Origin of the sequence: Ancylobacter sp. Lp-2 (assembly GCF_020523795.1) — a bacterium.
Classification (GTDB): Bacteria; Pseudomonadota; Alphaproteobacteria; order Rhizobiales; family Xanthobacteraceae; genus Ancylobacter.
The window spans coordinates 523693-546296 of the sequence record NZ_JAJALI010000002.1 but is presented as its reverse complement, the minus strand read 5'-3'; the positions used below and the strand labels follow the sequence as shown (position 1 = coordinate 546296).

Here is a 22604-nt window from a genome sequence, read left to right as displayed (position 1 = left end):
CCGTGGATCTGTGCGAGACCTCGCTCTCCCGCCGCGCGGTGCTGGGCACCTCCGGTGCGCTGTTCGCCTGGGCCTTCATGCCGCGCCTCGCCTTCGCGGCGGGCGGGCGGGACGCGCGCTTCGTCTGCATCGTGCTGCGCGGGGCGCTGGACGGGCTCGCCACGGTGGCGCCGGTGGGCGATCCCGCCTATGCCGGCCTGCATGGCGACCTCGCGCTGGCGCTCGACGGCGAGATCCCGGCCCTGCCGCTCGACGGCTTCTTCGCGCTGCATCCCTCGATGCCGAACTTCGCCCGGCTCTACAAGGCCGGGCAGGCGAGCGTCGTCCACGCGGCGGCGACCGGCTATCGCGAGCGCTCGCATTTCGACGGCCAGGACGTGCTGGAGAGCGGCCAGCCGGCGCCGGGCCGCACCGAGACCGGCTGGCTGAACCGCTTCCTCGCCGGGCTGCCGGCGGGCGGGCGCATCGCGGCGGCGGGCGCGCTCGGCGTCGGGCCGGTGGCGCCGCTGGTGGTGCGCGGGCCGGCACCGGTGCTGGGCTGGAGCCCGGCGGTGCTGCCGCCGGCCGGCGACGACCTGGCCGACCGTCTCGCCGCGCTCTATGCCGAGCGCGATCCCGGGCTGCACCGCATGCTGGTCGAGGGGCTGAAGACCGAGGACCTCATCGCGATGAACGGCCCGGCGATCCGCCGCGAGGGCGGCCCCGCCGACCCGAAGGGGATGAGCCGGACCGCGCTCGGCGCCGCTCGCCTGCTGGCGCAGGAGGAGGGCCCGCGCATTGCCGGCCTCGCCTTCGAGGGATGGGACACCCATGCCAATGAGGGTGGGGTGAAGGGGCAGCTCGCCAACCGCCTGCGCGGGCTCGACGACGCCATCGGCGTCTTCGCCGAGACGCTCGGCCCGAAATGGCGGGACACGGCGCTGATGGTGGTGACGGAATTCGGCCGCACCGCGGCCATCAACGGCACGCGCGGCACCGATCACGGCACCGGCACGGTGGTGCTGCTGGCCGGCGGCGCCATTCGCGGCGGCCGGGTGATCGCCGATTGGCCCGGCCTGTCCGACGCCGCGTTGCTGGACGGGCGCGATTTGCGCCCGACCACCGACGTGCGCGCGGTGGCCAAGGGCATCCTCGCCGACCTGTTCGGCGCGCCGGCCGGCTATCTCGCGCGCGAGGTGTTTCCCGATACGCCGGCGTTGGTGCCGCTGAAGGACTTGGTGGTCTGAACGCTGGCCTGCGCGGCGTCCGCCTGTCGTTGTGTGGGCTGCGTTTCCGGGATGCCCGAGGCGAAGGCGGGAACATGTCGGGCAAAATAGAACATATTGCGAACATGGAACAAACAAGGTACATTGACGAAATCACCGCAAAACACTTGCTTGCGACCCGGAGCCCGGCAATGACTCAAGCTACGTTGCGACTCGTCGAAGGATCTTCCATGGACAAGGCCAAGGCGCTGGACGCAGCGCTTTCACAGATCGAGCGGCATTTCGGCAAGGGCTCGATCATGCGGCTCGGCAAGGGCGACAAGGTCATGGAGATCGAGACGGTCTCCACCGGGTCGCTCGGGCTCGATATCGCGCTCGGCATTGGCGGCCTGCCGCGCGGGCGCGTCGTCGAGATCTTCGGGCCGGAATCTTCCGGCAAGACCACGCTGGCGCTGCACACCATCGCCGAAGCGCAGAAGAAGGGCGGCGTCTGCGCCTTCATCGACGCCGAGCACGCGCTGGACCCTATCTATGCCCGCAAGCTGGGCGTCGATCTCGACAATCTGCTGATCTCGCAGCCCGATGCCGGCGAGCAGGCGCTGGAGATCGCCGACACGCTGGTGCGTTCCGGCGCGGTGGACGTGCTGGTGGTCGATTCGGTGGCGGCGCTGACCCCGCGCGCCGAACTCGACGGCGAGATGGGCGACAACCAGCCGGGCATGCAGGCGCGGCTGATGAGCCAGGCGCTGCGCAAGCTGACCGGTTCGATCAGCCGCTCCAATACGATGGTGATCTTCATCAACCAGATCCGCATGAAGATCGGCGTGATGTATGGCAGCCCGGAGACGACCACGGGCGGCAATGCGCTGAAATTCTATGCTTCGGTACGCTTGGACATCCGCCGCATCGGCTCCATCAAGGAGCGCGAGGAAGTGGTGGGCAACCAGACCCGCGTGAAGGTGGTGAAGAACAAGCTCGCCCCGCCCTTCAAGCAGGTCGAGTTCGACATCATGTATGGCGAGGGCGTCTCGAAGATGGGCGAACTCATCGATCTCGGCATCAAGGCCGGGGTGGTCGAGAAGTCCGGCGCCTGGTTCTCCTATGACAGCCAGCGGCTGGGGCAGGGGCGTGAGAACGCCAAGAATTTCCTGCGCCAGAATCCCGACGTCTCCGGTCGCATCGAGGCGACCATCCGGCAGAATGCCGGGTTGATCGCCGAGCAGATCCTCGCCGGCGAGGCGGAGAGCGAGGACGACGCCGACGCCTGAGCCTGTTCGAGCTGTCTCGCCCGAAGGCAACCGGTCCTTGCGGCCGGTTCGCCCTTCGGTCGTGGACGGGGGTGGCCGGGCACGCGGCCTTTCTGGACAAGCTATTGCGGCGTCGTTAGAACCGGTGCGCGCGCCGCTCCGGCGCGGGCCGGCGGACCTGCCGGTGGTCTATTTTCTACGGGCAGTGTTCGATGAGCGGCGTCAACGAAATCAGGTCGACCTTCCTCGATTATTTCGCGAAGAACGGCCATCAGGTGGTGGAGTCATCGCCGCTCGTGCCGCGCAACGACCCGACATTGATGTTCACCAATGCCGGGATGGTGCAGTTCAAGAACGTCTTCACCGGCATGGAGAAGCGTCCCTATTCACGGGCGGCTACCTCGCAGAAATGCGTGCGCGCCGGTGGCAAGCACAACGATCTCGACAATGTCGGCTACACCGCCCGGCATCACACCTTCTTCGAGATGCTCGGTAATTTCTCCTTCGGCGACTATTTCAAGGAGAATGCCATCGAGTTCGCCTGGAACCTGATCACCCGCGAGTTCGAGCTTCCGGTCGAGAAGCTGCTGGTGACTGTGTACCATGAGGACGACGAGGCGTTCGACCTGTGGAAGAAGATCGCCGGCCTGTCGGACAGCAAGATCATCCGCATCCCAACCTCGGATAATTTCTGGCAGATGGGCGATACCGGCCCCTGCGGTCCCTGTTCGGAGATCTTCTACGATCATGGCGCGCATATTCCCGGTGGCCCGCCCGGCTCGGCGGATGCGGATGGCGACCGTTTCATCGAGATCTGGAACCTCGTCTTCATGCAGTTCGAGCAACTGCCGGGCGGCGAGCGCATCAACCTGCCGCGGCCGTCGATCGACACCGGCATGGGGCTCGAGCGTATTTCAGCGGTGCTGCAGGGCACGCACGACAATTACGAGATCGACCTGATGCGCGCCTTGACCGGCGCGGTCGAGGATCTCACCGACATCGCGGCGGATGGCCCGCAAAAGGCCAGCCATCGCGTCATCGCCGACCATTTGCGCGCCGCGACCTTCCTCGTGGCCGATGGCGTCCTGCCGTCCAATGAAGGGCGCGGCTATGTGCTGCGCCGCATCATGCGTCGCGCCATGCGCCATGCCCAGCTGCTCGGTGCCCGCGACCCACTGATGCACCGCCTGGTGCCGGTGCTGGTGCGCGAGATGGGGCGTGCCTATCCCGAGATCGTGCGCGCCGAAGCGCTGGTGACCGAGACGCTGCGCCTCGAGGAGACGCGCTTCCGCAAGACGCTGGAGCGCGGCCTGTCGATTTTGGAGACGGAAAGCGAAGGCCTCGGCGACGGCGCCAAATTTTCCGGCGAGACCGCCTTCAAACTTTACGACACCTATGGCTTCCCGCTCGACCTGACCGAGGACGCGCTGCGCGCCCGTGGCATCAGTGTCGACACCGGTGCGTTCGATACTGCGATGGAGCGCCAGCGGGCGGAAGCCCGGGCGTCGTGGTCGGGGTCGGGCGAGGCGGCGACCGATGCCGTCTGGTTTGGCATCCGCGAGAAGGTCGGGGCGACCGAATTTCTCGGCTACGGCACCGAGACGGCCGAGGGTTCGGTCGTTGCCCTGGTGGCTGAGGGTGTCGAGGTACCGGAGATCGGCACTGGCGGCCGCGGCCTCGTGGTGCTCAACCAGACGCCGTTCTACGGCGAATCCGGCGGCCAGCTCGGCGATGTCGGCATCTTGACCGGCGAGGGCGGGGTCAAAGCGCGCGTCGTCGACACCCAGAAGAAGCTCGGTGACGTCTTCGTGCACGAGGTCGAGGTGGAGAGCGGCACGCTGACGCTCGGCGCCGCGCTGGCGCTCGATGTCGATCACTCCCGCCGCAGCGCCATCCGCGCCAATCATTCGGCGACGCATCTGCTGCACGAAGCGCTGCGGCGCGTGCTCGGCGATCATGTGGCACAGAAGGGGTCGATGGTCGGCCCGGACCGGCTGCGCTTCGATTTCAGTCATCCCAAGCCGCTGAGCGAGGCGGAAATCACCGAGGTTGCCGACATCGCCAACGCGGTGATCCTGCGCAACGAGCCGGTCGAGACGCGACTGATGGCGGTCGACGACGCCATCGCCTCGGGAGCGCGGGCGCTGTTCGGCGAGAAATACGGCGATGAGGTGCGGGTCGTCTCCATGGGCACCGATGCCGGTAATGGCGCGCCGTATTCGGTGGAGCTCTGCGGCGGCACCCATGTGAGCCGGACCGGCGATATCGGCCTCGTCACCGTGCTCGGCGAGAGTGCGGTTGGTGCCGGCGTGCGGCGCCTCGAAGCGATGACCGCGGATGCGGCGCGCCATCATCTCGATGCGCAGAACAAGGCGCTGCAAGCGACGGCGGCGGTGCTGAAGGCGCCGGTCGGCGAGGTCGAGGCGCGTGTCGCCCAGTTGGTCGAGGAGCGCCGCAAGCTGGAGCGCGAGCTCGCGGAGGCGCGTCGGCGGCTGGCGATGGGCGGCGGCGAGGCCAGCGAGGAGCCCGCGCGCACGGTCGGTTCTGTCAAGCTGCTGGCGCGGCAGGTCTCCGGCATCGATCTCAAGGACCTCAAGAGCCTTGCCGACGAGGGCAAGAAGCGGCTCGGCTCCGGCATCGTGGCCATCGTCGCGGTGACCGAGGAGGGGCGGGCCGGTCTGGTGGTCGGCGTGACGCCGGACCTGACCGATCGCTACGACGCGGTGGCTCTGGTGCGCCGCGGCGCCGAGGCGCTCGGCGGCAAGGGCGGCGGCGGCCGGGCCGACATGGCGCAGGCCGGCGGACCGGACGGCGCCCAGGCGTCGGCGGCGCTCGAGGCCATCGAAGCCGCGCTCGCCGACTGACGGGAAGCCCGGGCCGCGGCGGTTCGAGGCGGTTTTCGGAGAGTGACCGGCGCATGGCGTCCCGCAGGCAGCATGTTCGCTGGTGGTCCAGCACTCGCCGCCGCGGGGTCCGCCGGCGGCTCTACGAGCTTCTGGAGGGGAGCAGCTCGGAGGATCGTGTCGGGCGGGCGGTCAATGGCGCCTTGGTCGCTCTGGTGCTCGGCAATGTGCTCGCCGCCGTGCTGGAGACCGTGCCGAGACTGATGCTGCACGATGCCGTGGCGCTGCGGGGCTTCGAGACGTTTTCCCTGATCGCGTTCGCGCTGGAATATGCAGTGCGGCTGTGGATCGCGCCGGAGGATCCGCGCTATCGCGGTCTTGCCCATCGCATTGCACGCTGGCGCTACGCGCGCACGCTGCCGGCGTTGGTGGATCTGGCCGCGTGGCTGCCTTTCGCGGTATCGGCGTTGTGGGGTGTCGACCTACGCACCCTTGCGATCCTGCGCTTGATGCGATTTGTGAAGCTCGCGCGGTATTCGCCTGGCATGCAATCACTTTTCGAGGTGTTGCGGGCGGAGCGCCAATCGCTGCTGGCCTGCCTGTGGCTGCTGGTGGCGGCGGTATTGGTCGCCGCTTCGGCGATGTATGTGGCGGAAGGCTCGGTGCAGCCGGACCGTCTGGGGTCGATCCCGCTGGCAATGTGGTGGGCCATAGCGACGGTCACCACGGTCGGCTATGGGGACGTCTATCCGATCACCGCCGGCGGCCGGGTGATCGCCGGTCTGACCATGCTGACCGGCATCATCATGATCGCGCTGCCGGTCGGCATCATCGCCACGGCCTTCGTCGACGTCATCAAGCGGCGAGATTTCGTCATCACCTGGGGCATGCTGGCACGGGTGCCGCTGTTCGCCGATCTCGATGCCGCGGCGATCGGCGAGATCCACAAGGTGCTGTCCGCGCACACGGCGCAGTCCGGGGAGATCATCGTTCGGCGCGGCGAGCAGGCGCGTTCGATGTATTTCATCGCATCCGGCGAGGTGGAGCTGGAGTTCGGCGACGAAACCGCGATGCTGGGTAGGGGGCAGTTCTTCGGCGAAATGGCGCTGCTCCACAGCACCCGCCGCGCCGCCACCGCCCGCGCCCGCCGTCGGTGCATGCTGCTCGTGCTGGATGCCGATGATCTGGCCGAAGTGATCCGCCACCATCCGGATATCGGCCAGCGCATCCGCAGCATGGCGAAGGAAGAAGAGGGGCCGCGCTCCGTCACGCGACGCAGCGACATTGCCGCCGGCGAGGTGCCCGATAAGGACGCGAGCGCCTAGCTTGCGGCGCCGGGCGCCCTGATCCAGTTGGGATGGCGGCGGGGGTGAGGCCGCGTGGACGTTTATCGGATGCCGGTTGTCAGGGGCGGGGAACGGCCTCGTGCGGTTGAACGCGCGGCGGGCGCCGCTGATGGCGGGTGATGGGCTGAAAGGCAAGAGGGCGTCAGTGGGTGATGTGGCCGGACCGGCGAAGATATCGCGCTGGGCCGGATGGCATCGGTCTCGCAGTCGCTGTCGGTGAACGGGAGCCGGCCGGGTGAGCGGGCGTCAGGGGTCTTGCCGCGGCGGGGAAGCGCAGGCTGCCAAACGGTCAGGATGAAACCGGATCGAACGAGCCTCGGCATCGACCCGGCATGGCTCCGGGTGGTCGGCCGCTCGGGGAGCGTGCCATGCATCGGAAGCGTTCCCCGGCGTCTTTGGACCGGGGCTCCCGGCGGGCGGGAACTGCCTGCCCTGATGAGGCGCGGTTGGAGGTGCCGGGACCGTCTCCCGCAGGGCCGAAAGACCCGCCGGTTCGCCCATTCGGAATGTGGTCGCGGAGGGAGCGCGAGCCGCGGCTCCGGCGTTGCGGGGGCGCCAGAATGCCGTTGAGCCCCCGCCATTTCATCGGCGACATGCCGCGCGGCTTGTGCCGCAGCGCCGGGAGATGAGCGGCCATTCCTGGTCGCGCGCTCATGTCGGCGGTTGCTCCTCTCGCCGGGCGGGGCCGGAAATCCGCCGCCGTGCCTCCCTGGATTCAGGGCGATGCCGCAGACGCCCCTCAATGAAGGGGCGTCTGCGGCACGTGCGAGACGGCGCTACGGATCAGCCGGGCTTGCGCGGCTTCGAAACAGCTCCGACGAAGCCTGAAGTTCGGGGCAATGTGCGGCTGGGCCTGCCGTCCTCGATCGGGTGTGGGCCGCGGGGACCCGAGAACGGCGAGGCGTGCGCCTGCAAGGTGCGGCCGAAACTGACGTGCCGGCGGCCAGGAACGCCATTCGGTGCCCCTATTTGCGTCGCTTGGCGGGCGTTGTGAGCATGGTCACAACGGTTTCGGGATCTTCCTGGACCGAAGACCGCAGCTCCTTTTCGGCGCCGCCATTCAGGGCAATGGTGGTGCCGGTGGTGCCCGCATAGACACGCACGACGTGCTCGGGGTTGATCCACACCGGACTGCCGTTGTTCTGCGTCAGTTTGCAAAGAACCATTGATACTCTCTCCGAGACGATACCCGTCAGTCTATGCACGCTTTGCGCCAATGGATTATGACCGGGCCGGACCGAGATCGGGCGCCGCGCCATCCGGCCATCAGCCCCGCTTGTGGAAAGGGGCGGTCGGCTTGTTCTCCGCTCCCCGCCACGCCGATCGGTGGCCGGCGAATGGGGCGCGTGAAGGCCGGGTCGACGTTTTCGCCGCTCGACATTCCGGCGGCTCGACATTCTTGCCGCCGCGCCGGGTGCCTTTCAGCGGGCGTGACGGGGAAGGGCTCGCGGTAATATGGGCCGAGCCAACGAGGGCCAACAGGGCGAGGGGCCGCTGGGGCGGCGGTTTCCAGGCATATCAACCGAATGTCGGAGCGCCTTGGGATGGTGATGCTTTACGCTTGCGGAATGGCGCCGCTCGGTCGGCCGGGGGCCGGGCCTTGACGCGCCCATTGGGCGGCCCGCATTGCCGATGCGTTCCGTAACAATGTGCCATGTTCGTGCCGAGTGCGTGCCAGGTGGGTCCAAGGTGAGCCTAAGGTAGGCCTAAGGTGGGTCCCAAGTGAGTCCCAGGCGGCAGGGATGCCATTCGGGTAGGCGTTTGCCGGATCGATGCCCAATCTCGAGCTCGACGTCGTGGCGCACCTTGGCGCGGGCCATGCCCGCTGGCGCGGTTCGCAGAGCGGCTGTCCGGCGCAGGGTGACGATGCCGGGAGCCGGCTGGGATATTCAGGCGTTGCGCCGTTCGAAGCCTACCGCCGGCCTTCTCCCGTGGCAGAGCAGGGAAGCATGTCGGCAGGCAGCCGAGCTCATCGGTTCGCATAGGCTGGCCGGGCCGATCCGTCCGCGCGGCGTGCTGGCCGGGCGTGCTGGTCGCTGGGCTTGGACGGCGGGCTTGCCGGGCGACGACGGTTGCCTGTTTGACAGGCATTCTCACGGGCGAACAGTGCGGTGTGCTGGCCCGGCTCCCGGGCGGAGCCCTATCGCTTCGTGGCCCATTTTGATCGCGGCGCCGCGTAGCACCTGTCGATCCCTCCGAGGTCCTCTCATCGACGGCCAGCCACCGTTTGGCGACGCTTCGCCGATTCGGCGGGGACATCCGTGTCTTACGCTGGGAGGGCTTCGGCCGTCTCACCTGTGCCGTGCGCGGCATGCGTCAGTGCTTGCTCGAGGAGCCGCTGCGATAGGCTCGGCAGGTCGACGGCATGTCCAAGAAAGGTCGGATGCTTCCCGGCGCGCTATCACCGGGGGTCGAATAGGGCGCGGGCTCGCATCTGCATGCCGGGCCTTTCGCCATCCGGGCCGTCGGACCGCGCCGGCAGAAAATGCGGGATGGGGGCTGCCCCCATCCCGCCTGTCGTAAACCGCGTCAGGCCAGGGCCGCGCGCAAATTGTCGGAGATCTTGTCGAGGAAGCCGGTGGTGGAGAGCCACTTCTGGTCCGGCCCGATCAGCAGGGCGAGGTCCTTGGTCATGTCGCCGGCCTCGACGGTGTCGACGCACACCTTCTCCAGCGTGGCGGCGAACTTAGCGAGCTCGGCATTGTCGTCGAGCTTGGCGCGGTGGGAGAGGCCGCGGGTCCAGGCGAAGATCGAGGCGATGGAGTTGGTCGAGGTCTCCTTGCCCTTCTGGTGCTCGCGATAGTGACGGGTCACCGTGCCGTGCGCGGCCTCGGCTTCCACCGTCTTGCCGTCCGGCGTCATCAGCACCGAGGTCATCAGGCCGAGCGAGCCGAAGCCCTGCGCCACGATGTCGGACTGCACGTCGCCATCATAGTTCTTGCAGGCCCAGACATAGCCGCCGGACCACTTGAGCGCCGAGGCGACCATGTCGTCGATGAGGCGGTGCTCGTACCAGATCTTCTTCTTCTCGAACTCGGCCTTGAACTCGGCCTCGTAGATGTCCTGGAAGATCTTGCGGAAGCGGCCGTCATACTGCTTCAGGATGGTGTCCTTGGTCGACAGGTACACCGGGTAGTTGCGCATCAGGCCGTAATTGAGCGAGGCGCGGGCAAATTCGACGATGGACTCGTCGATGTTGTACATCGACAGCGCCACACCGGCGCCGGGGAACTTGTAGACCTCGTGCTCGATGGTGGTGCCGTCTTCGCCGACGAACTTCACGGTCAGCGTGCCCTTGCCCGGCACGGTGAAGTCGGTGGCGCGGTACTGGTCGCCGAAGGCGTGGCGGCCGACGATGATCGGCTGGGTCCAGCCCGGCACCAGGCGCGGCACGTTCTTGCAGATGATCGGCTCGCGGAAGATCACGCCGCCGAGGATGTTGCGGATCGTGCCGTTGGGCGAACGCCACATCTTCTTCAGGCTGTATTCCTTCACCCGGCCGACATCGGGGGTGATGGTGGCGCATTTCACGCCGACGCCGACCCGCTTGATCGCTTCCGCGGCATCGATCGTCACCTGATCCTCGGTGCGGTCGCGGTTCTCGACGCCGAGGTCGTAATACTCGAGGTCGATGTCGAGATAGGGGTGGATCAGCTTGTCCTTGATGTACTGCCAGATGATGCGGGTCATCTCGTCGCCGTCGAGTTCGACGACCGGATTCGCAACCTTGATCTTCGCCATGGTTCTACCTCGCGCGGATTCGGCTTCGTAATGGGGCCTCGGCGCCAGTCCGCGCGGCTGGCGCCGGTGCGTGCGTGATACCGCGACCTTGGGTCAAACGAAAGCGCCTCGGGCACCGACTTTCTGGCAAGTTCCGGGCCGGTTTCGGACTACCGGCTTCGGGCCGCAAGCCGGAACCGCCGAGGGGCAGGGGGCGGGGAACTCGGGGCGGGACTGTCGCGGGAGGTTCACATGCCGCTGCTAGGCGGCGGGCGTCATCAAGGTATGGCGGTCGGGTGCGCCGGGCCGCCTCAGGAGACGTCCATGTCCGCATTTTCCTCCCGTCGTCGCCCCTTCCTCGCGGCCGCCGCCGGCGCCGTGCTCGCTTTGGCGCTCGCCGCGCCGGCCGCCCTCGCGCAGGAGCAGCGCCCCGCCGCCGAGACGATCAAGCGCTTCCAGGTGCCGGAGGCCCGCCAGGCGGTCGCGGTGACCGAGCGCTCCTTCTACGCCATCGACAACCGCACCATCGCCAAGTTCGACAAGGAGACCGGCAAGCAGGTCGCCAAGTGGGAAGGGCCGAAGGGCGGGCCGATCCTGCATCTCGACAGCGGCGTGGTGCGCGACGGCAAGCTCTACACCGCCCATTCCAACTATCCGGACTGGCCGATGGTCTCTTCGGTCGAGGTGTGGGATGCCGAGACGCTGAAGCATCTGGAGAGCCACAGCTTCGGCATAGACCGTGGCTCCTTCACCTGGCTCGACCGCGACCCGCAGGGCCGCTGGTGGGGCGCCTTCGCCAATTACAACCGGGTGTTCGACAAGAGCCCGCTGGCCTATGGCAACAAGTTCAATACCCAGATCGTGCGCTTCAATCCGGACTGGAGCGTCGCCGAGGCGTTCGTCTATCCCGATGCGCTGGTGGCGCGCTTCCAGGACATGAGCAATTCCGGCGGCGCCTTCGGGCCGGATGGCCGGCTCTATATCACCGGCCACGACAATGCCGAGCTCTATGTCATCGCCGCGCCGGAGATGGGTTCGGTCATGCAGTGGCTGGAGACGATTCCGCTGGAGATCGGCGGCCAGGGCTTCGCCTTCGATCCCGCCGAGCGCGGCGTGGTGTGGGGGCTGATCCGCAACAAGGCGGGCGGCCCCAACGACGTCACCGTCAGCCGCCTGCCGCCGCGCCCGTGAGCGCGGGCGGGCTCCTCGCGACCGGACGGGCCTGAGCTGCGCCGGACCTGTTCGATGCGCGTGTGATGCCCGTTCAATTTTGCTCGGACATGCTCTAGGAGGAGCGCATGTCCGAGCTCATCTCCACCACCCCGCCCGCCCTGCGCTCCCTCCGGTTCCACGAGGGGGTACGCTGATGCCCGGCGCGGGAACCGACAGCACCAAGCCGTGGCACGAGGGCGGGCCGGTGGTGATCCTCGTCGAGCCGCAGCTCGGCGAGAATATCGGCGCGGCGGCACGCGCCATGGGCAATTTCGGCCTGTCGCGGCTGCGCCTGGTCAATCCGCGCGAGGGCTGGCCGAACCCTAAGTCGACCATCTTCGCCTCCGGCGCCGACCGCATCCTGGAGAATGCGACGGTGTTCCCGGACGTGCGTGCGGCGGTGGCGGACCTCAAATTCGTCGTCGCCACCACGGCGCGCGAGCGCGGCATGGCGAAGCCGGTGATGGGCGCCGATGCCGCGGCGGCCGAGGTGGCCGGTCGTCTCTCGGTCGGCGAGGATGTCGGCCTGCTGTTCGGCCGCGAGCGCACCGGCCTCTATACCGAGGAGGTCTCGCTGGCCGACGCCATCCTCACCTTGCCGGTGAACCCGGCCTTCGCCTCGCTCAATCTCGGCACCGCCGTCGCGGTGGTCGGCTATGAATGGTACAAGATCGCCTCCAGCGGCGCCCTGCCATTCCAGCCGCCGGACCGCTCGCCGCTCGCCGACAAGGGGGATCTGTTCGCCTTCTTCGACCACGTGGAGCGCGAACTGGACACGGCCGGCTTCTTCCACTCGCCGCAAAAGAAGCCTTCGACCATCCGCAACATCCGCAACATCTTCCACCGCGTTAGCCTGACCCGGCAGGATCTGGCGACGCTGCACGGCGTCATCACCGCGCTGGTGGAGGGGCGGGAAGGGCGGCTGGCCCGTCGCAAGCGCGAGGATTGACGGGCGGCTCGGCGGTCGCGGCGCGCGGCATAGCAACCCCGGAATGACGAACGCGGCCCGGAGGCCGCGTTCGCGTTTTCGTCAGACCATCGGCCGGTCGCTCACTCGGCGGGGACCGGCGAAGGGGCGATGCTCACTTCCGGCAGCGGATCGGGCAGGGTGGCCTCGCCGGCCAGCGCCCGGCGCAGCTTGTCGGCGTCGAGTTCGCCTTCCCAGCGGGCCACCACGATGGTCGCCACCGCATTGCCGATGAAGTTGGTCAGCGCACGGCATTCCGACATGAAGCGGTCGATGCCGAGGATCAGCGCCATGCCGGCGACCGGCACGGCGGGCACCACCGAGAGCGTGGCGGCCAGGGTGATGAAGCCGGCGCCAGTGATGCCGGCCGCGCCCTTGGAGGAGAGCATGGCGACCAGCAGCAGCAGGACCTGGTCCCACAGGCTCAGCTCGATACCGGTGGCCTGGGCGATGAACAGCGCCGCCAGCGTCATGTAGATGTTGGTGCCGTCGAGATTGAAGGAGTAGCCGGTGGGGATGACCAGGCCGACCACCGACTTCTTGCAGCCGGCGCGCTCCATCTTCTCCATCAGGCTGGGCAGAGCCGCCTCGGAAGACGAGGTGCCGAGCACCAGCAGCAGCTCTTCCTTGATGTAGCGCAGCAGTGCGAGGATCGAGAAGCCATTGTAGCGGGCGACCGCGCCGAGCACGACCAGCACGAACAGCAGGCTGGTGAGGTAGAAGGTGGCGATCAGCATGGCGAGGTTGGCGACCGAGCCGATGCCGTATTTGCCGATGGTGAAGGCCATGGCGCCGAAGGCGCCGATCGGCGCGGCCTTCATCAGGATCGACACCAGCTTGAACATCGCCTGCGACAGCGAGGTGAAGAACTCCATCACCGGATGGCCGCGCTCGCCGATGGCGCCGAGGGCGATGCCGAACAGCACGGCGAAGAACAGCACCTGCAGGATCTCGCCGGAGGCGAGGGCGCTGGTCGGCGTGTTCGGTATGATGTTCATCAGGAAGCCGACGATCGTCTGATCGTGGACCTTCTCGGTATAGGTGGCGACGGCCTTCGGATCGAGCGTGGCGGGATCGATGTTCAGCCCCGCGCCCGGCTGTACCACATTGGCGACGATGAGGCCGATGATCAGCGCCAGCGTCGAGAAGGTGAGGAAGTACAGCATCGCCTTGCCGGCGACCCGCCCGACCTTGCCGAGGTCGCGCATGCCGGCGATACCGGTGACCACGGTGAGGAAGATCACCGGGGCGATGATCATCTTCACCAGCTTGATGAAGGCGTCGCCCAGCGGCTTCATGTCGGTGCCGAGCGAGGGATAGTAGTGACCGAGCGCGATGCCCGCCGCGATGGCGACGAGAACCTGCACATAGAGGTGCTGGTAGAATTTCCGGGGCTTGGCCGGAACGGGAGCGGAAATGGCGTGCGCCATGTGCATTCCTCCTAGGGAACCGTCGTCGCCTCGTTGTCCTGGGCGTCGCTGGGAGCCGTAACTGCGGTGAACCGGCGCGAGCCGCGCCTTCCCGTCCCTTGCGCAAGGCGCATGCCAACAATGCCGAAACCGGCACTGTGAATTAACACCTTGTTATCGAACGGGTTTTTGCGGGAGGTGAGTGCGGCCTCTCGACATGTTGTGTGGAATTCCGCACAATAATGTTCGATCCTGTGTGATATTCCGCACGTATCGCGTTGCCCGGAGACGTCCCTTCATGTCTGAAACGCGCCGTCTCCGGCCTTCCGCGCGCTGGCTGCTCGCCGGGATGGCCGGCGCCGCACTGCTGACCGGGCTCGACATGGCCGCCCGCTACGGCGCGGAGCGATGGGCACTCGGCGAGGTGCGGGCCGGGGCCGAGGCGGCGGCCACGTTTCGCGCCGCCATGCTGCGCAGCGAGATCGAGAAGCAGCGGACCCTGCCGGTCATCCTGGCTGAGGATCCCGACGTCCGCGCGGCGCTGGAGAGCCGCGATCCTGCGCGGATCGACGCGCTCAACGCCAAGCTGGAGGCGCTCGCCGCCGCCACCCGCGCCGGCGTCATCTATGTGATCGATGCCGCCGGCATCGCCATCGCCGCCAGCAATTACCGGCTGCCGATCAGCTTCGTCGGCAACGACTATGCGTTCCGGCCCTATTTCACCCGCAGCATGACGGAGGGCGGCTTCGAGCATTTCGCGCTCGGCACGGTGAGCCACAAGCCCGGGCTCTACATCGCCAGCCGCATCGGCGCGGCGCAGCAGCCGATCGGCGTGGTGGTCGCCAAGGCGGAGTTCGACGAGGTCGAGGCCGACTGGCGGCGCGCCGCCGATCCGACCTTCGTGACCGATCCGCGCGACATCGTGCTGGTGACCAGCGTGGCGGACTGGCGGTTCCGCGCCATTACCCCGATCCCGGCCGACCAGCGCGAGGCGATCCGCGCCAGCCTGCAATTCGGCGACGCCCCGCTCGATCTGCTGCCGCTCCGCGCCGAGGAGGGCGGACGGGTGGAGTGGCCACGGGCGCAGGGCGAGCGCAGCTTCATCGAGGCCGCGGTCGCGGTGCCGACCACCCGCTGGACACTGCATGTGCTGGAGCCGCTTTCCGCGACGCTACGCCTTGCCGGGCTGGCAGCACGGTTGAGCGCTCTGCTGTTCGGCCTCGCGGTGATCGGCGCCGCCGCTCTGGTGCTGGTCCGTCGCCGGCGGCTCGGCGAGGAGCGGCGCCAGCAGGCGGCGATGCGCCGCGAGCTCGAGGCCCGCGTCGGGGAGCGCACCGTCGAGCTCAGCGACGCCAATGACCGCCTGCGCGCGGAGATGGAGGAACGCCGCCGCGCCGAGGCCGCCGCCCGCACGGCGCAGGACGAGCTCGCGCAGGCGAGCAAGCTCGCCGTGCTCGGGCAGATCGCCGCCAGCGTCGCCCATGAGGTCAACCAGCCGGTCGCCGCCATCCGCACCTTCGCCGACAATGGCGGCCTGCTGCTGGAGCGCGGGCAGCTGGAGGTGGCGCGGGGCAATTTCGCCACCATCGCCTCGCTTACCGAGCGCATCGGCGCCATCACCCAGGAAATGCGCGCCTTCGCCCGCAAGAGCCCCGCCGCCATCGGCGAGGTGGCGCTGCGCCCGGCCATCGAGGGGGCGCTGATCCTGGTCGGTCATCGCCTGCGCCAGAACGCCATCGAACTGGTGCTGGATCTGCCGCCGGACGAGGTGACCGTGCGCGCCGAGCGCTGGCGGCTGGAGCAGGTGCTGGTGAACCTGCTGCAGAACGCCGTCGAGGCGCTGGCGGGGCGGGAGGGGACGCAGATCCGCCTCGGTGTCCGCGTGGCGCCGGCGTCCGTCGAGCTGGTCGTCGCCGACAATGGGCCAGGCCTGCCGCCCGACGTGCTCGACAAGCTGTTCGTGCCGTTCACCACCACCAAGCCGGACGGGCTCGGGCTCGGGCTGGTCATCTCGCACGACATCGTCGCCGAGTTCGGCGGCCGGCTGAATGCCGCCAATGACGGCGGCGCGGTCTTCACCCTCACCTTGCCGAGGCTTCACTGATGGACGTGGCCTTCATCGACGACGACGAAACGCTGCGCGCCGCCAATGTGCAGGCGCTGATGCTCGCCGGCTTCACGGTCACCGCCTACCCCTCGGCGGTGGAGGCGCTGGAGGAGATCGACGCGGCGTTTCCCGGCGTCGTCGTCACCGATGTGCGCATGCCGCGCATCGACGGGCTCGAGCTGTTCCGCCGCCTGAGGCGCCGCGACGAGGAACTGCCGGTCATTCTGATCACCGGCCATGGCGATATCGGCATGGCGGTCGAGGCGATGCGCGAAGGTGCCTACGACTTCATCGCCAAGCCCTATGCGCTCGACCGCCTCTTGGTGGCGGTGCGCCACGCGCTCGACAAGCGCCGCCTGGTCCTGGAGAACCGCTCCCTGCGCCGCCGGGCCGAGGCGGCTTCGCCCGGCGAGCCGCTGATCGGCGAGACGCCGGCGATGCAGCGGCTGCGCCAGACACTCAGGCAGATCGCCGATGCCGACATCGACGTGCTGGTGGAGGGCGAGACCGGCAGCGGCAAGGAGGTGGTGGCGCAGACGCTGCACCGCTGGAGCGCGCGCGCGAGCCGTCCCTTCGTGGCGGTGAATTGCGGCGCGCTGCCGGAAAACGTCATCGAGAGCGAGCTGTTCGGCCACGACGCCGGCGCCTTCACCGGCGCGCTGAAGAAGCGGGTGGGGCGCGTCGAGCACGCCAGCGGCGGCACGCTGTTCCTCGACGAGATCGAGGCGATGTCGCCGGCGCTGCAGGTGAAGATGCTACGGGTGCTGGAAGCCCGCGAGATCACCCCGCTCGGTACCAATGAGGTGCGCCGCGTCGATATCCGCGTGATCGCCGCCTCCAAGGCCGATCTTGCCGAACTGGTGCGGCAGGGCAGCTTTCGCGAGGACCTGTATTACCGGCTGCACGTCGCCTTCGTGCGCATCCCGCCGCTGCGCGAGCGCCGTGAGGACGTGCCGCTGCTGTTCGGCCATTTCCTCGGCCGCGCCGCCAAGCGCTTCCGCCGCGAGCCGCCGCTGCTCGACGCGGCGGTGCGCCGTCACCTCGATACCCATGACTGGCCGGGCAATGTGCGCGAGCTCGCACATTACGCCGAACGCTTCGCGCTCGGCCTCGCCTCCGCGCCGGCGCCGGTGGCCGGGGAGGGCGGCGCCACCCTGCCCGAGCGGGTCGATGCCTTCGAGGCGATGCAGATCCGCGACACCCTCGCCGCCTGCCAGGGCGACATACAGGCGACGCTGCGCGCGCTCGGCATTCCCCGCAAGACGCTGTACGACAAGCTGAAGCGCCACGGCATCGACCAGTCGCGCTTCCGCCCTGCCGGCGATTGACGCCCCGCGTGTGGCGGGGCGTCCCGGCTCGGCTCAGGCCGAGCGTGCCAGCGGCGCGGCTTCCACCACCGGCGCATAGGCGAAGGCTTCCAGCGTCTCCGGCTTCATCTCGATGGAGAAGCCCGGGTTCTTGGGCGGCATGTAGGCGGCGTTCTCGATCACGCAGGGATCGAGGAAGTGCTCGTGCAGATGGTCGACGAACTCGATCACCCGGCCGTCCTTGGTGCCGGACACCGCGACATAGTCGATCATCGACAGGTGCTGCACATATTCGCACAGGCCGACGCCGCCGGCATGCGGCCACACCGGCAGGTCGTACTTCGCCGCCACCAGCAGCACCGCGAGCACCTCGTTCAGCCCGCCCATGCGGCAACTGTCGATCTGCACCACGTCGATGGCGCCCTCGGCGATGAACTGCTTGAACATGATGCGGTTCTGGCACATCTCGCCGGTGGCCACCTTCACCGGGGCGATCGCCTCGCGGATCTTGCGATGACCGGCGACGTCGTCGGGGCTGGTCGGCTCCTCGATGAAGAACGGCTTGGCGAAGGCGAGCTGCTTCACCCAGTCGATGGCCTGGCCGACTTCCCACACCTGGTTGGCGTCGATCATCAGATAGCGGTCCGGGCCGATCACCTCGCGGGCGATGGTGAGGCGGCGGATGTCGTCCTCGAGATCGCGGCCGACCTTCATCTTCACATGGTTGAAGCCGGCGTCGATGGCCTCCTGGCACAGGCGGCGCAGCTTGGCGTCGTCATAGCCGAGCCAGCCGGCCGAGGTGGTGTAGCAGGCGTAGCCTTCCTTCTCGAGGGTGGCGATGCGCGCCGCCTTGCCGGCCTCGGCCTTGCGCAGGATGGCGAGGGCGTCGTCGCGGTCGAGCACGTCGGTGAGGTAGCGATAGTCGACGATGTCGGCGATCTCCTCCGGCGACATGTCGGCGACGAGGCGCCACACCGGCTTGCCGGCCTGCTTGGCGAGCAGGTCCCAGAAGGCGTTGACCACCGCGCCGGTGGCGAGGTGCATCGCGCCCTTCTCAGGGCCGATCCAGCGTAGCTGGCTGTCGCTGGTGAGGTAGCGCCAGAACTTGCCCGGCGCCGTGCGCACCGTCTCGAGATCGGTGCCGACCACGAGATGGCGCATGGCGGAGATCGCCATGCAGCAGATGTCGTTGCCGCGGCCGATGGTGAAGGTCAACCCGTGGCCCGCAAGGCCGGGAACGTCGGTCTCGAGGATGACATAGGCCGCGGAATAGTCCGGGTCCGGATTCATCGCATCCGAGCCGTCGAGCGACAGCGAGGTGGGAAAGCGCAGGTCGATGATGCGCATATCGGTGATTGTCGCCATGGCGGAGCCTCCGGCAGGATCGGTGAGCGAGGATCAGAGATCGGGAACGAAGGTCTGCTTCTGCGAGCCGAGACCCTCGATGCCGAGTTCGACGACATCGCCGGCCTTGAGGTAACGCGGCGGCTTGAAGCCGAGGCCGACGCCGGGCGGCGTGCCGGTCGAGATGACGTCGCCGGGCTGCAGGCTCATGAACTGGCTGAGATAGGAGACCAGATAGGCGACGCCGTAGACCATGGTCTTGGTCGAGCCGTTCTGCATGGTCTGCCCGTTCACCTTCAGCCACATGCCGAGCTTGTGCGGGTCGGGAATGGCTTCCTTGGTCGCCAGCCACGGGCCGATGGGGCCGAAGCCGTCGCAGGACTTGCCCTTGGTCCACTGGCCGACGCGCTCCAGCTGGAACTCGCGCTCGGAGACGTCGTGGCAGACGCAGTAGCCGGCGACATAGTCCATCGCCTCGTCCTGCGAGACGTATTTCGCCGTCTTGCCGATGACCACGGCGAGCTCGACTTCCCAGTCGGTCTTGGTGGAGCCGCGCGGGATCGGCACATTGTCGTTCGGCCCGGCGATGGCCGAGGTCGCCTTCATGAACACCACCGGCTCGGGCGGCATCTCCATCCCGGATTCCGCCGCGTGGTCGGAGAAGTTGAGGCCGATACAGATGAACTTGCCGACCCCGGCGACGCAGGGGCCGAGGCGGGTGCCCTCGGCGACCAGCGGCAGCGTGGCGGCATCGAGGCCGGACAGCGCGGCGAGCGCGGCGGGATCCAGCGTCGCGCCGGCGATGTCCGGCACATGGGCGGAGAGGTCGCGGATGCGGCCCTCGGCGTCGATCAGGCCCGGCTTTTCCTGGCCCGCCTCGCCGTAGCGAACGAATTTCATGGCTTGCCCTTTCCCAACTCGATCAGAGCGACCAGCCGCCATCGATGGCGATGGCCTGGCCGGTGGTGTAGGTGGCGCCCGCGAGATAGACGGCGAGGTCGGCGATCTCTTCCGGCGTGCCGATGCGGCCGATCGGCTGGCGGGCGATGAAGGCGGCGCGGGTCTGCTCGTAGTCGCCCTGGGCGCGCAGGCGGTCCTGCAGCGAGGGGCTCTCCACCGTGCCGGGGCAGATGGCGTTGCAGCGGATGTTCTGCGCGACATAGTCGGCGGCCACCGATTTGGTCAGGCCGATCACCGCCGCCTTGGTGACGCTGTAGGCGAAGCGGTTTGGCACGCCTTTGATCGAGGAGGCGACCGAGGCCATGTTGATGATGGCGCCTTCCTTGCGCTCCAGCATGCCGGGCAGCACAGCGCGGATGGTGCGCACCATCGACTTGATGTTGAGGTCGACGGCGAAGTCGAGGTCGCCGTCCTTCATGTCGAGGATGCTGCCGGGATGCACCACGCCGGCGCAGTTGAACAGCACGTCGACCGCGCCGATGCCGGCGACGTAGTCGGCGACCGCCTTGTCGTCGAGCACGTTCAGCTTGGCGGTCACGAGCCGGTCGGAGGCCGGCAGCTCGGCGAGCAGCGCCTCGTTGATGTCGGTAGCGTACACCTTGGCGCCGGCCGCCAGATAGGCAAGGGCGCTCGCGCGGCCGATGCCCTGCGCGCTCGCGGTGACAAGGACGGTCTTGCCCTCAAGGTTGGCCATGGCCAGTTCTCCGTTCTTCGCTATCGGTCAATCGAGATGGAAGACTTCTTCCGCCATCGCCCACCATTCGCCGTCCTTGCGGGTGGCGAGCGGGCGCTGGCAGGGAATGGTCAGCTTCCACCACTCCTGGTTCTTCGGGTCGGCGGCCATCATGGCCATGTCGGCCTCGAAATCGCTGCCGTGGTACTCCCAGGTGCCGAACAGGATGTTCTCCGGCTCGCGCAGGAAGATGGTGTAGTTGCGGATGTTGCAGCGGGTGATCAGGTCGAGCACCTCCGGCCACACGGCGGCGTGCAGCTCCTTGTAGGTCTCGACCATGCCGGGCTCGAGCCCGATCATCATGCCCATGCGTTGCATAACAGGCTCCGTTCAGGCGGCCGGCGCCGGGGCGTCGGCGAGCCGGTAGAAGGTGGTGGCGTTGCCGCCGAACACGGCGTCGTGGTGCTCGCCCGGCACGATGGCCTGGCACTGCTCGACCCAGGCGACGTAGTCGCCGGCGAGGCGCAGCACCGGCCAGTCGCTGCCGAAGATCAGCCGTTCCGGGCCGTACAGCTCCAGCAGCGTCTCGGCATAGGGCCGCACCGCCGTCGGGGCGTTGCCGCCGGCCTCGGTGAGCAGGCCCGAGAGTTTGCACCAGACATTGGGCAGCGCCGCGAGCCGCGCCATGGCGCGGCGCCAATCGGTGAGGCGGCCTTCGGCGATCGGCGGCTTGGCGCCGTGGTCGATGACGACGCGCAACTGCGGATGCCGCGTCGCGAAGGCGGTGAGCGGGCCGAGATGGCGCGGCAGCACCAGCGCGTCGAGGCCGAGATCGTGGGCGATCATCGCCTCCACCGCCGGGTCGAGCGCGGCATCGTCGATCCAGTCATCCTCGGCGATGTCCTGCAGCATCGGGCGGAAGCCCCTGAGCTTCGGATCGGCAGCGAGGCGGGCGACGGCCTGCGGCGCGCCGGGCGCCTTGAGGTCGGTCCAGCCGACCACCGCCTTGATGAAGTCGTGCCGGGCGGCGAGGCCGAGCATGTAGGCGGTGTCCGCCTCGCGCTCCATGGTCTGCACCAGCACGGTGCCGTCGAAGCCGTTGGCGGTGAGCAGCGGCTCGAGGTCTTCCGGCCCGAAGTCGCGATAGATCGGCGCGAGCTCGGCCGGCGGCCACTGGCCGGCCCGGTCGGCGATGCGCCAGAAGTGCTGGTGGGCGTCGATCCGCATCACCGCCTCACACCGGGACCGGGGCGCCGTCGGCGATCAGCCCGCGCTCCTTCAGCCGGCTCCAGAACGAGGTGGGGATGGTCTCCTCGAACCAGCCGACATTGGCAGTGATCTGCTCGGCATTGCGGGCGCCGGACACCACGGTGAGCGTGGCGGCATGGGCGAGCGGGAATTGCAGCGCGGCGGCCTGAAGGGTCACGCCCTCTTCGGTACAGGCGGCACGCAGCGCTTCGACGCGGGCGACGATGTCGGCGGGGGCGTCGCCATAATTGAACTTGTTGCTGCCGGCGAGAATGCCGGAGTTGAACACGCCGGCGGCGACGATGCCGACGCCGCGCCGGGCGCACTCGTCCATGAAGCCGAGGCTGTGCTGCTCCAGCAGCGTGTAGCGGCCGGCCAGCATGCAGATGTTGATATCGGCGACCTTGAGCGCGTCCTCGATGATCTCGAATTCGTTGACGCCGAGGCCGAACGCCTTGATCGCCCCCTGCTCGCGCAGACGGGTGAGCGCGCGGAAGCCGCCGCCCTCGGTCAGCTGGTTCCAGTAGTGCTCGTGGCGCTCGCCATGGGTGAAGCGGCCGATGTCGTGCACGAACAGGATGTCGGGCGCCAGCAGGCCGAGCCGCTGCTGGCTGGCCTCGAAGGAGCGCATGATGCCGTTATGGGAATAGTCGAACACCGGGCGGAACGGCAGCGGCTCGGCATAGCCGTCCTCCATGGCGCCGACGGTCGCGTCCGGCGTCATCACCCGCCCGACCTTGGTCGAGACGGTGTAGCTGTCGCGCGGCAGGTCGGTCAGCATGGTGCCGAGCCGGCGCTCGGAACGGGTGAAGCCGTAGAAGGGGGCGGTATCGAAATAGCGCACGCCCGCGTCCCACGACGCCTGAAAGGCGCCGGCGGATTCGGCGTAGCTGGTCACGCGGTAGAGGTTGCCCATCTGCGCGCAGCCGAGGCCGATCGCGGTGACGGCGACCTGGGTACGGGCGTGGATGCGTTTATCGCCGGCCTTCATGATGTCCGTGTCCGTTCGGAAAGGC

General features: G+C 68.2%; 17 protein-coding genes. 8 read left to right on the top strand and 9 right to left on the bottom strand.

The genetic code is table 11. From position 1 onward, the window contains the following. Positions 1-2: 2 nt before the first annotated feature. The 4 genes from LGR54_RS07140 (at position 3) to LGR54_RS07125 (ending at position 6620) form a co-directional block, all read left to right on the top strand. Entirely contained in the window at positions 3-1226 is a 1224-nt protein-coding gene (locus LGR54_RS07140; RefSeq protein ID WP_230361253.1) for a DUF1501 domain-containing protein, read from the top strand. A gap of 170 nt (positions 1227-1396) precedes the next feature. Continuing rightward, on the top strand, positions 1397-2473 hold the full coding sequence (gene recA, locus LGR54_RS07135; RefSeq protein ID WP_230361252.1) for a recombinase RecA: 1077 nt from the start codon (positions 1397-1399) through the stop codon (positions 2471-2473). Between the two features lie 191 nt (positions 2474-2664). Continuing rightward, positions 2665-5316 carry an alanine--tRNA ligase gene (gene alaS / locus LGR54_RS07130; RefSeq protein ID WP_230361251.1) on the top strand — a complete coding sequence of 884 codons (2652 nt, stop codon included), beginning with the start codon at positions 2665-2667 and terminating at the stop codon, positions 5314-5316. Positions 5317-5369: 53 nt separating this feature from the next. After that, entirely contained in the window at positions 5370-6620 is a 1251-nt protein-coding gene (locus LGR54_RS07125; RefSeq protein WP_230361250.1) for a cyclic nucleotide-gated ion channel, read from the top strand. Between the two features lie 986 nt (positions 6621-7606). Here the strand turns inward: LGR54_RS07125 and LGR54_RS07120 are convergent. Together LGR54_RS07120 and LGR54_RS07115 are read right to left on the bottom strand one after the other, a co-directional pair. Continuing rightward, complete coding sequence (locus LGR54_RS07120; protein WP_230361249.1) at positions 7607-7807, bottom strand: hypothetical protein; 201 nt, start codon at positions 7805-7807, stop codon at positions 7607-7609. A 1363-nt stretch (positions 7808-9170) separates the two neighbouring features. Then, positions 9171-10382, bottom strand: a complete 1212-nt coding sequence (locus tag LGR54_RS07115; protein WP_230361248.1) for an NADP-dependent isocitrate dehydrogenase — start codon at positions 10380-10382, stop codon at positions 9171-9173. A gap of 303 nt (positions 10383-10685) precedes the next feature. Here LGR54_RS07115 and LGR54_RS07110 point away from each other — a divergent pair, with 303 nt between their 5' ends. After that, positions 10686-11552: a cycloisomerase gene (locus tag LGR54_RS07110; protein ID WP_230361247.1), complete on the top strand. Its 867-nt coding sequence runs from the start codon at positions 10686-10688 to the stop codon at positions 11550-11552. A 175-nt stretch (positions 11553-11727) separates the two neighbouring features. After that, positions 11728-12522: an RNA methyltransferase gene (locus tag LGR54_RS07105; RefSeq protein WP_230361246.1), complete on the top strand. Its 795-nt coding sequence runs from the start codon at positions 11728-11730 to the stop codon at positions 12520-12522. Between the two features lie 101 nt (positions 12523-12623). On the opposite strand, the gene LGR54_RS07100 is transcribed toward LGR54_RS07105, so the two are convergent. Beyond that, positions 12624-13976, bottom strand: coding sequence for a dicarboxylate/amino acid:cation symporter (locus LGR54_RS07100; RefSeq protein ID WP_230361245.1), 1353 nt, complete (start codon positions 13974-13976; stop codon positions 12624-12626). A 271-nt stretch (positions 13977-14247) separates the two neighbouring features. Here LGR54_RS07100 and LGR54_RS07095 point away from each other — a divergent pair, with 271 nt between their 5' ends. Both LGR54_RS07095 and LGR54_RS07090 read left to right on the top strand, forming a co-directional pair. After that, positions 14248-16053: an ATP-binding protein gene (locus LGR54_RS07095; protein WP_230361244.1), complete on the top strand. Its 1806-nt coding sequence runs from the start codon at positions 14248-14250 to the stop codon at positions 16051-16053. Then, positions 16053-17384, top strand: a complete 1332-nt coding sequence (locus LGR54_RS07090) for a sigma-54 dependent transcriptional regulator (protein ID WP_230361243.1) — start codon at positions 16053-16055, stop codon at positions 17382-17384. The genes LGR54_RS07095 and LGR54_RS07090 overlap by 1 nt, the downstream gene beginning before the upstream one ends. 33 nt (positions 17385-17417) lie before the next feature. On the opposite strand, the gene LGR54_RS07085 is transcribed toward LGR54_RS07090, so the two are convergent. From LGR54_RS07085 to LGR54_RS07060, 6 genes are read right to left on the bottom strand one after another with little or no spacing between them, the layout of a single operon-like run. Next, positions 17418-18728 (bottom strand): L-fuconate dehydratase, encoded by a 1311-nt coding sequence (locus LGR54_RS07085; RefSeq protein ID WP_230361242.1) that lies wholly within the window; start codon positions 18726-18728, stop codon positions 17418-17420. 33 nt (positions 18729-18761) lie between these two features. Next, the gene (locus LGR54_RS07080) at positions 18762-19607 is read right to left on the bottom strand and encodes a fumarylacetoacetate hydrolase family protein (protein WP_230361241.1); all 846 of its coding nucleotides are present in this window, start codon (positions 19605-19607) and stop codon (positions 18762-18764) included. Positions 19608-19629: 22 nt separating this feature from the next. After that, positions 19630-20361 carry an SDR family oxidoreductase gene (locus LGR54_RS07075; protein ID WP_230361240.1) on the bottom strand — a complete coding sequence of 244 codons (732 nt, stop codon included), beginning with the start codon at positions 20359-20361 and terminating at the stop codon, positions 19630-19632. Positions 20362-20388: 27 nt separating this feature from the next. Further along, positions 20389-20718: an L-rhamnose mutarotase gene (locus LGR54_RS07070; RefSeq protein WP_230361239.1), complete on the bottom strand. Its 330-nt coding sequence runs from the start codon at positions 20716-20718 to the stop codon at positions 20389-20391. Between the two features lie 12 nt (positions 20719-20730). Then, a complete protein-coding gene (locus tag LGR54_RS07065) occupies positions 20731-21567 on the bottom strand; it encodes an amidohydrolase (protein WP_230361238.1) in 837 nt (278 codons plus the stop codon). A 7-nt stretch (positions 21568-21574) separates the two neighbouring features. Beyond that, a complete protein-coding gene (locus LGR54_RS07060; protein ID WP_230361237.1) occupies positions 21575-22579 on the bottom strand; it encodes an aldo/keto reductase in 1005 nt (334 codons plus the stop codon). Positions 22580-22604 lie beyond the last annotated feature (25 nt).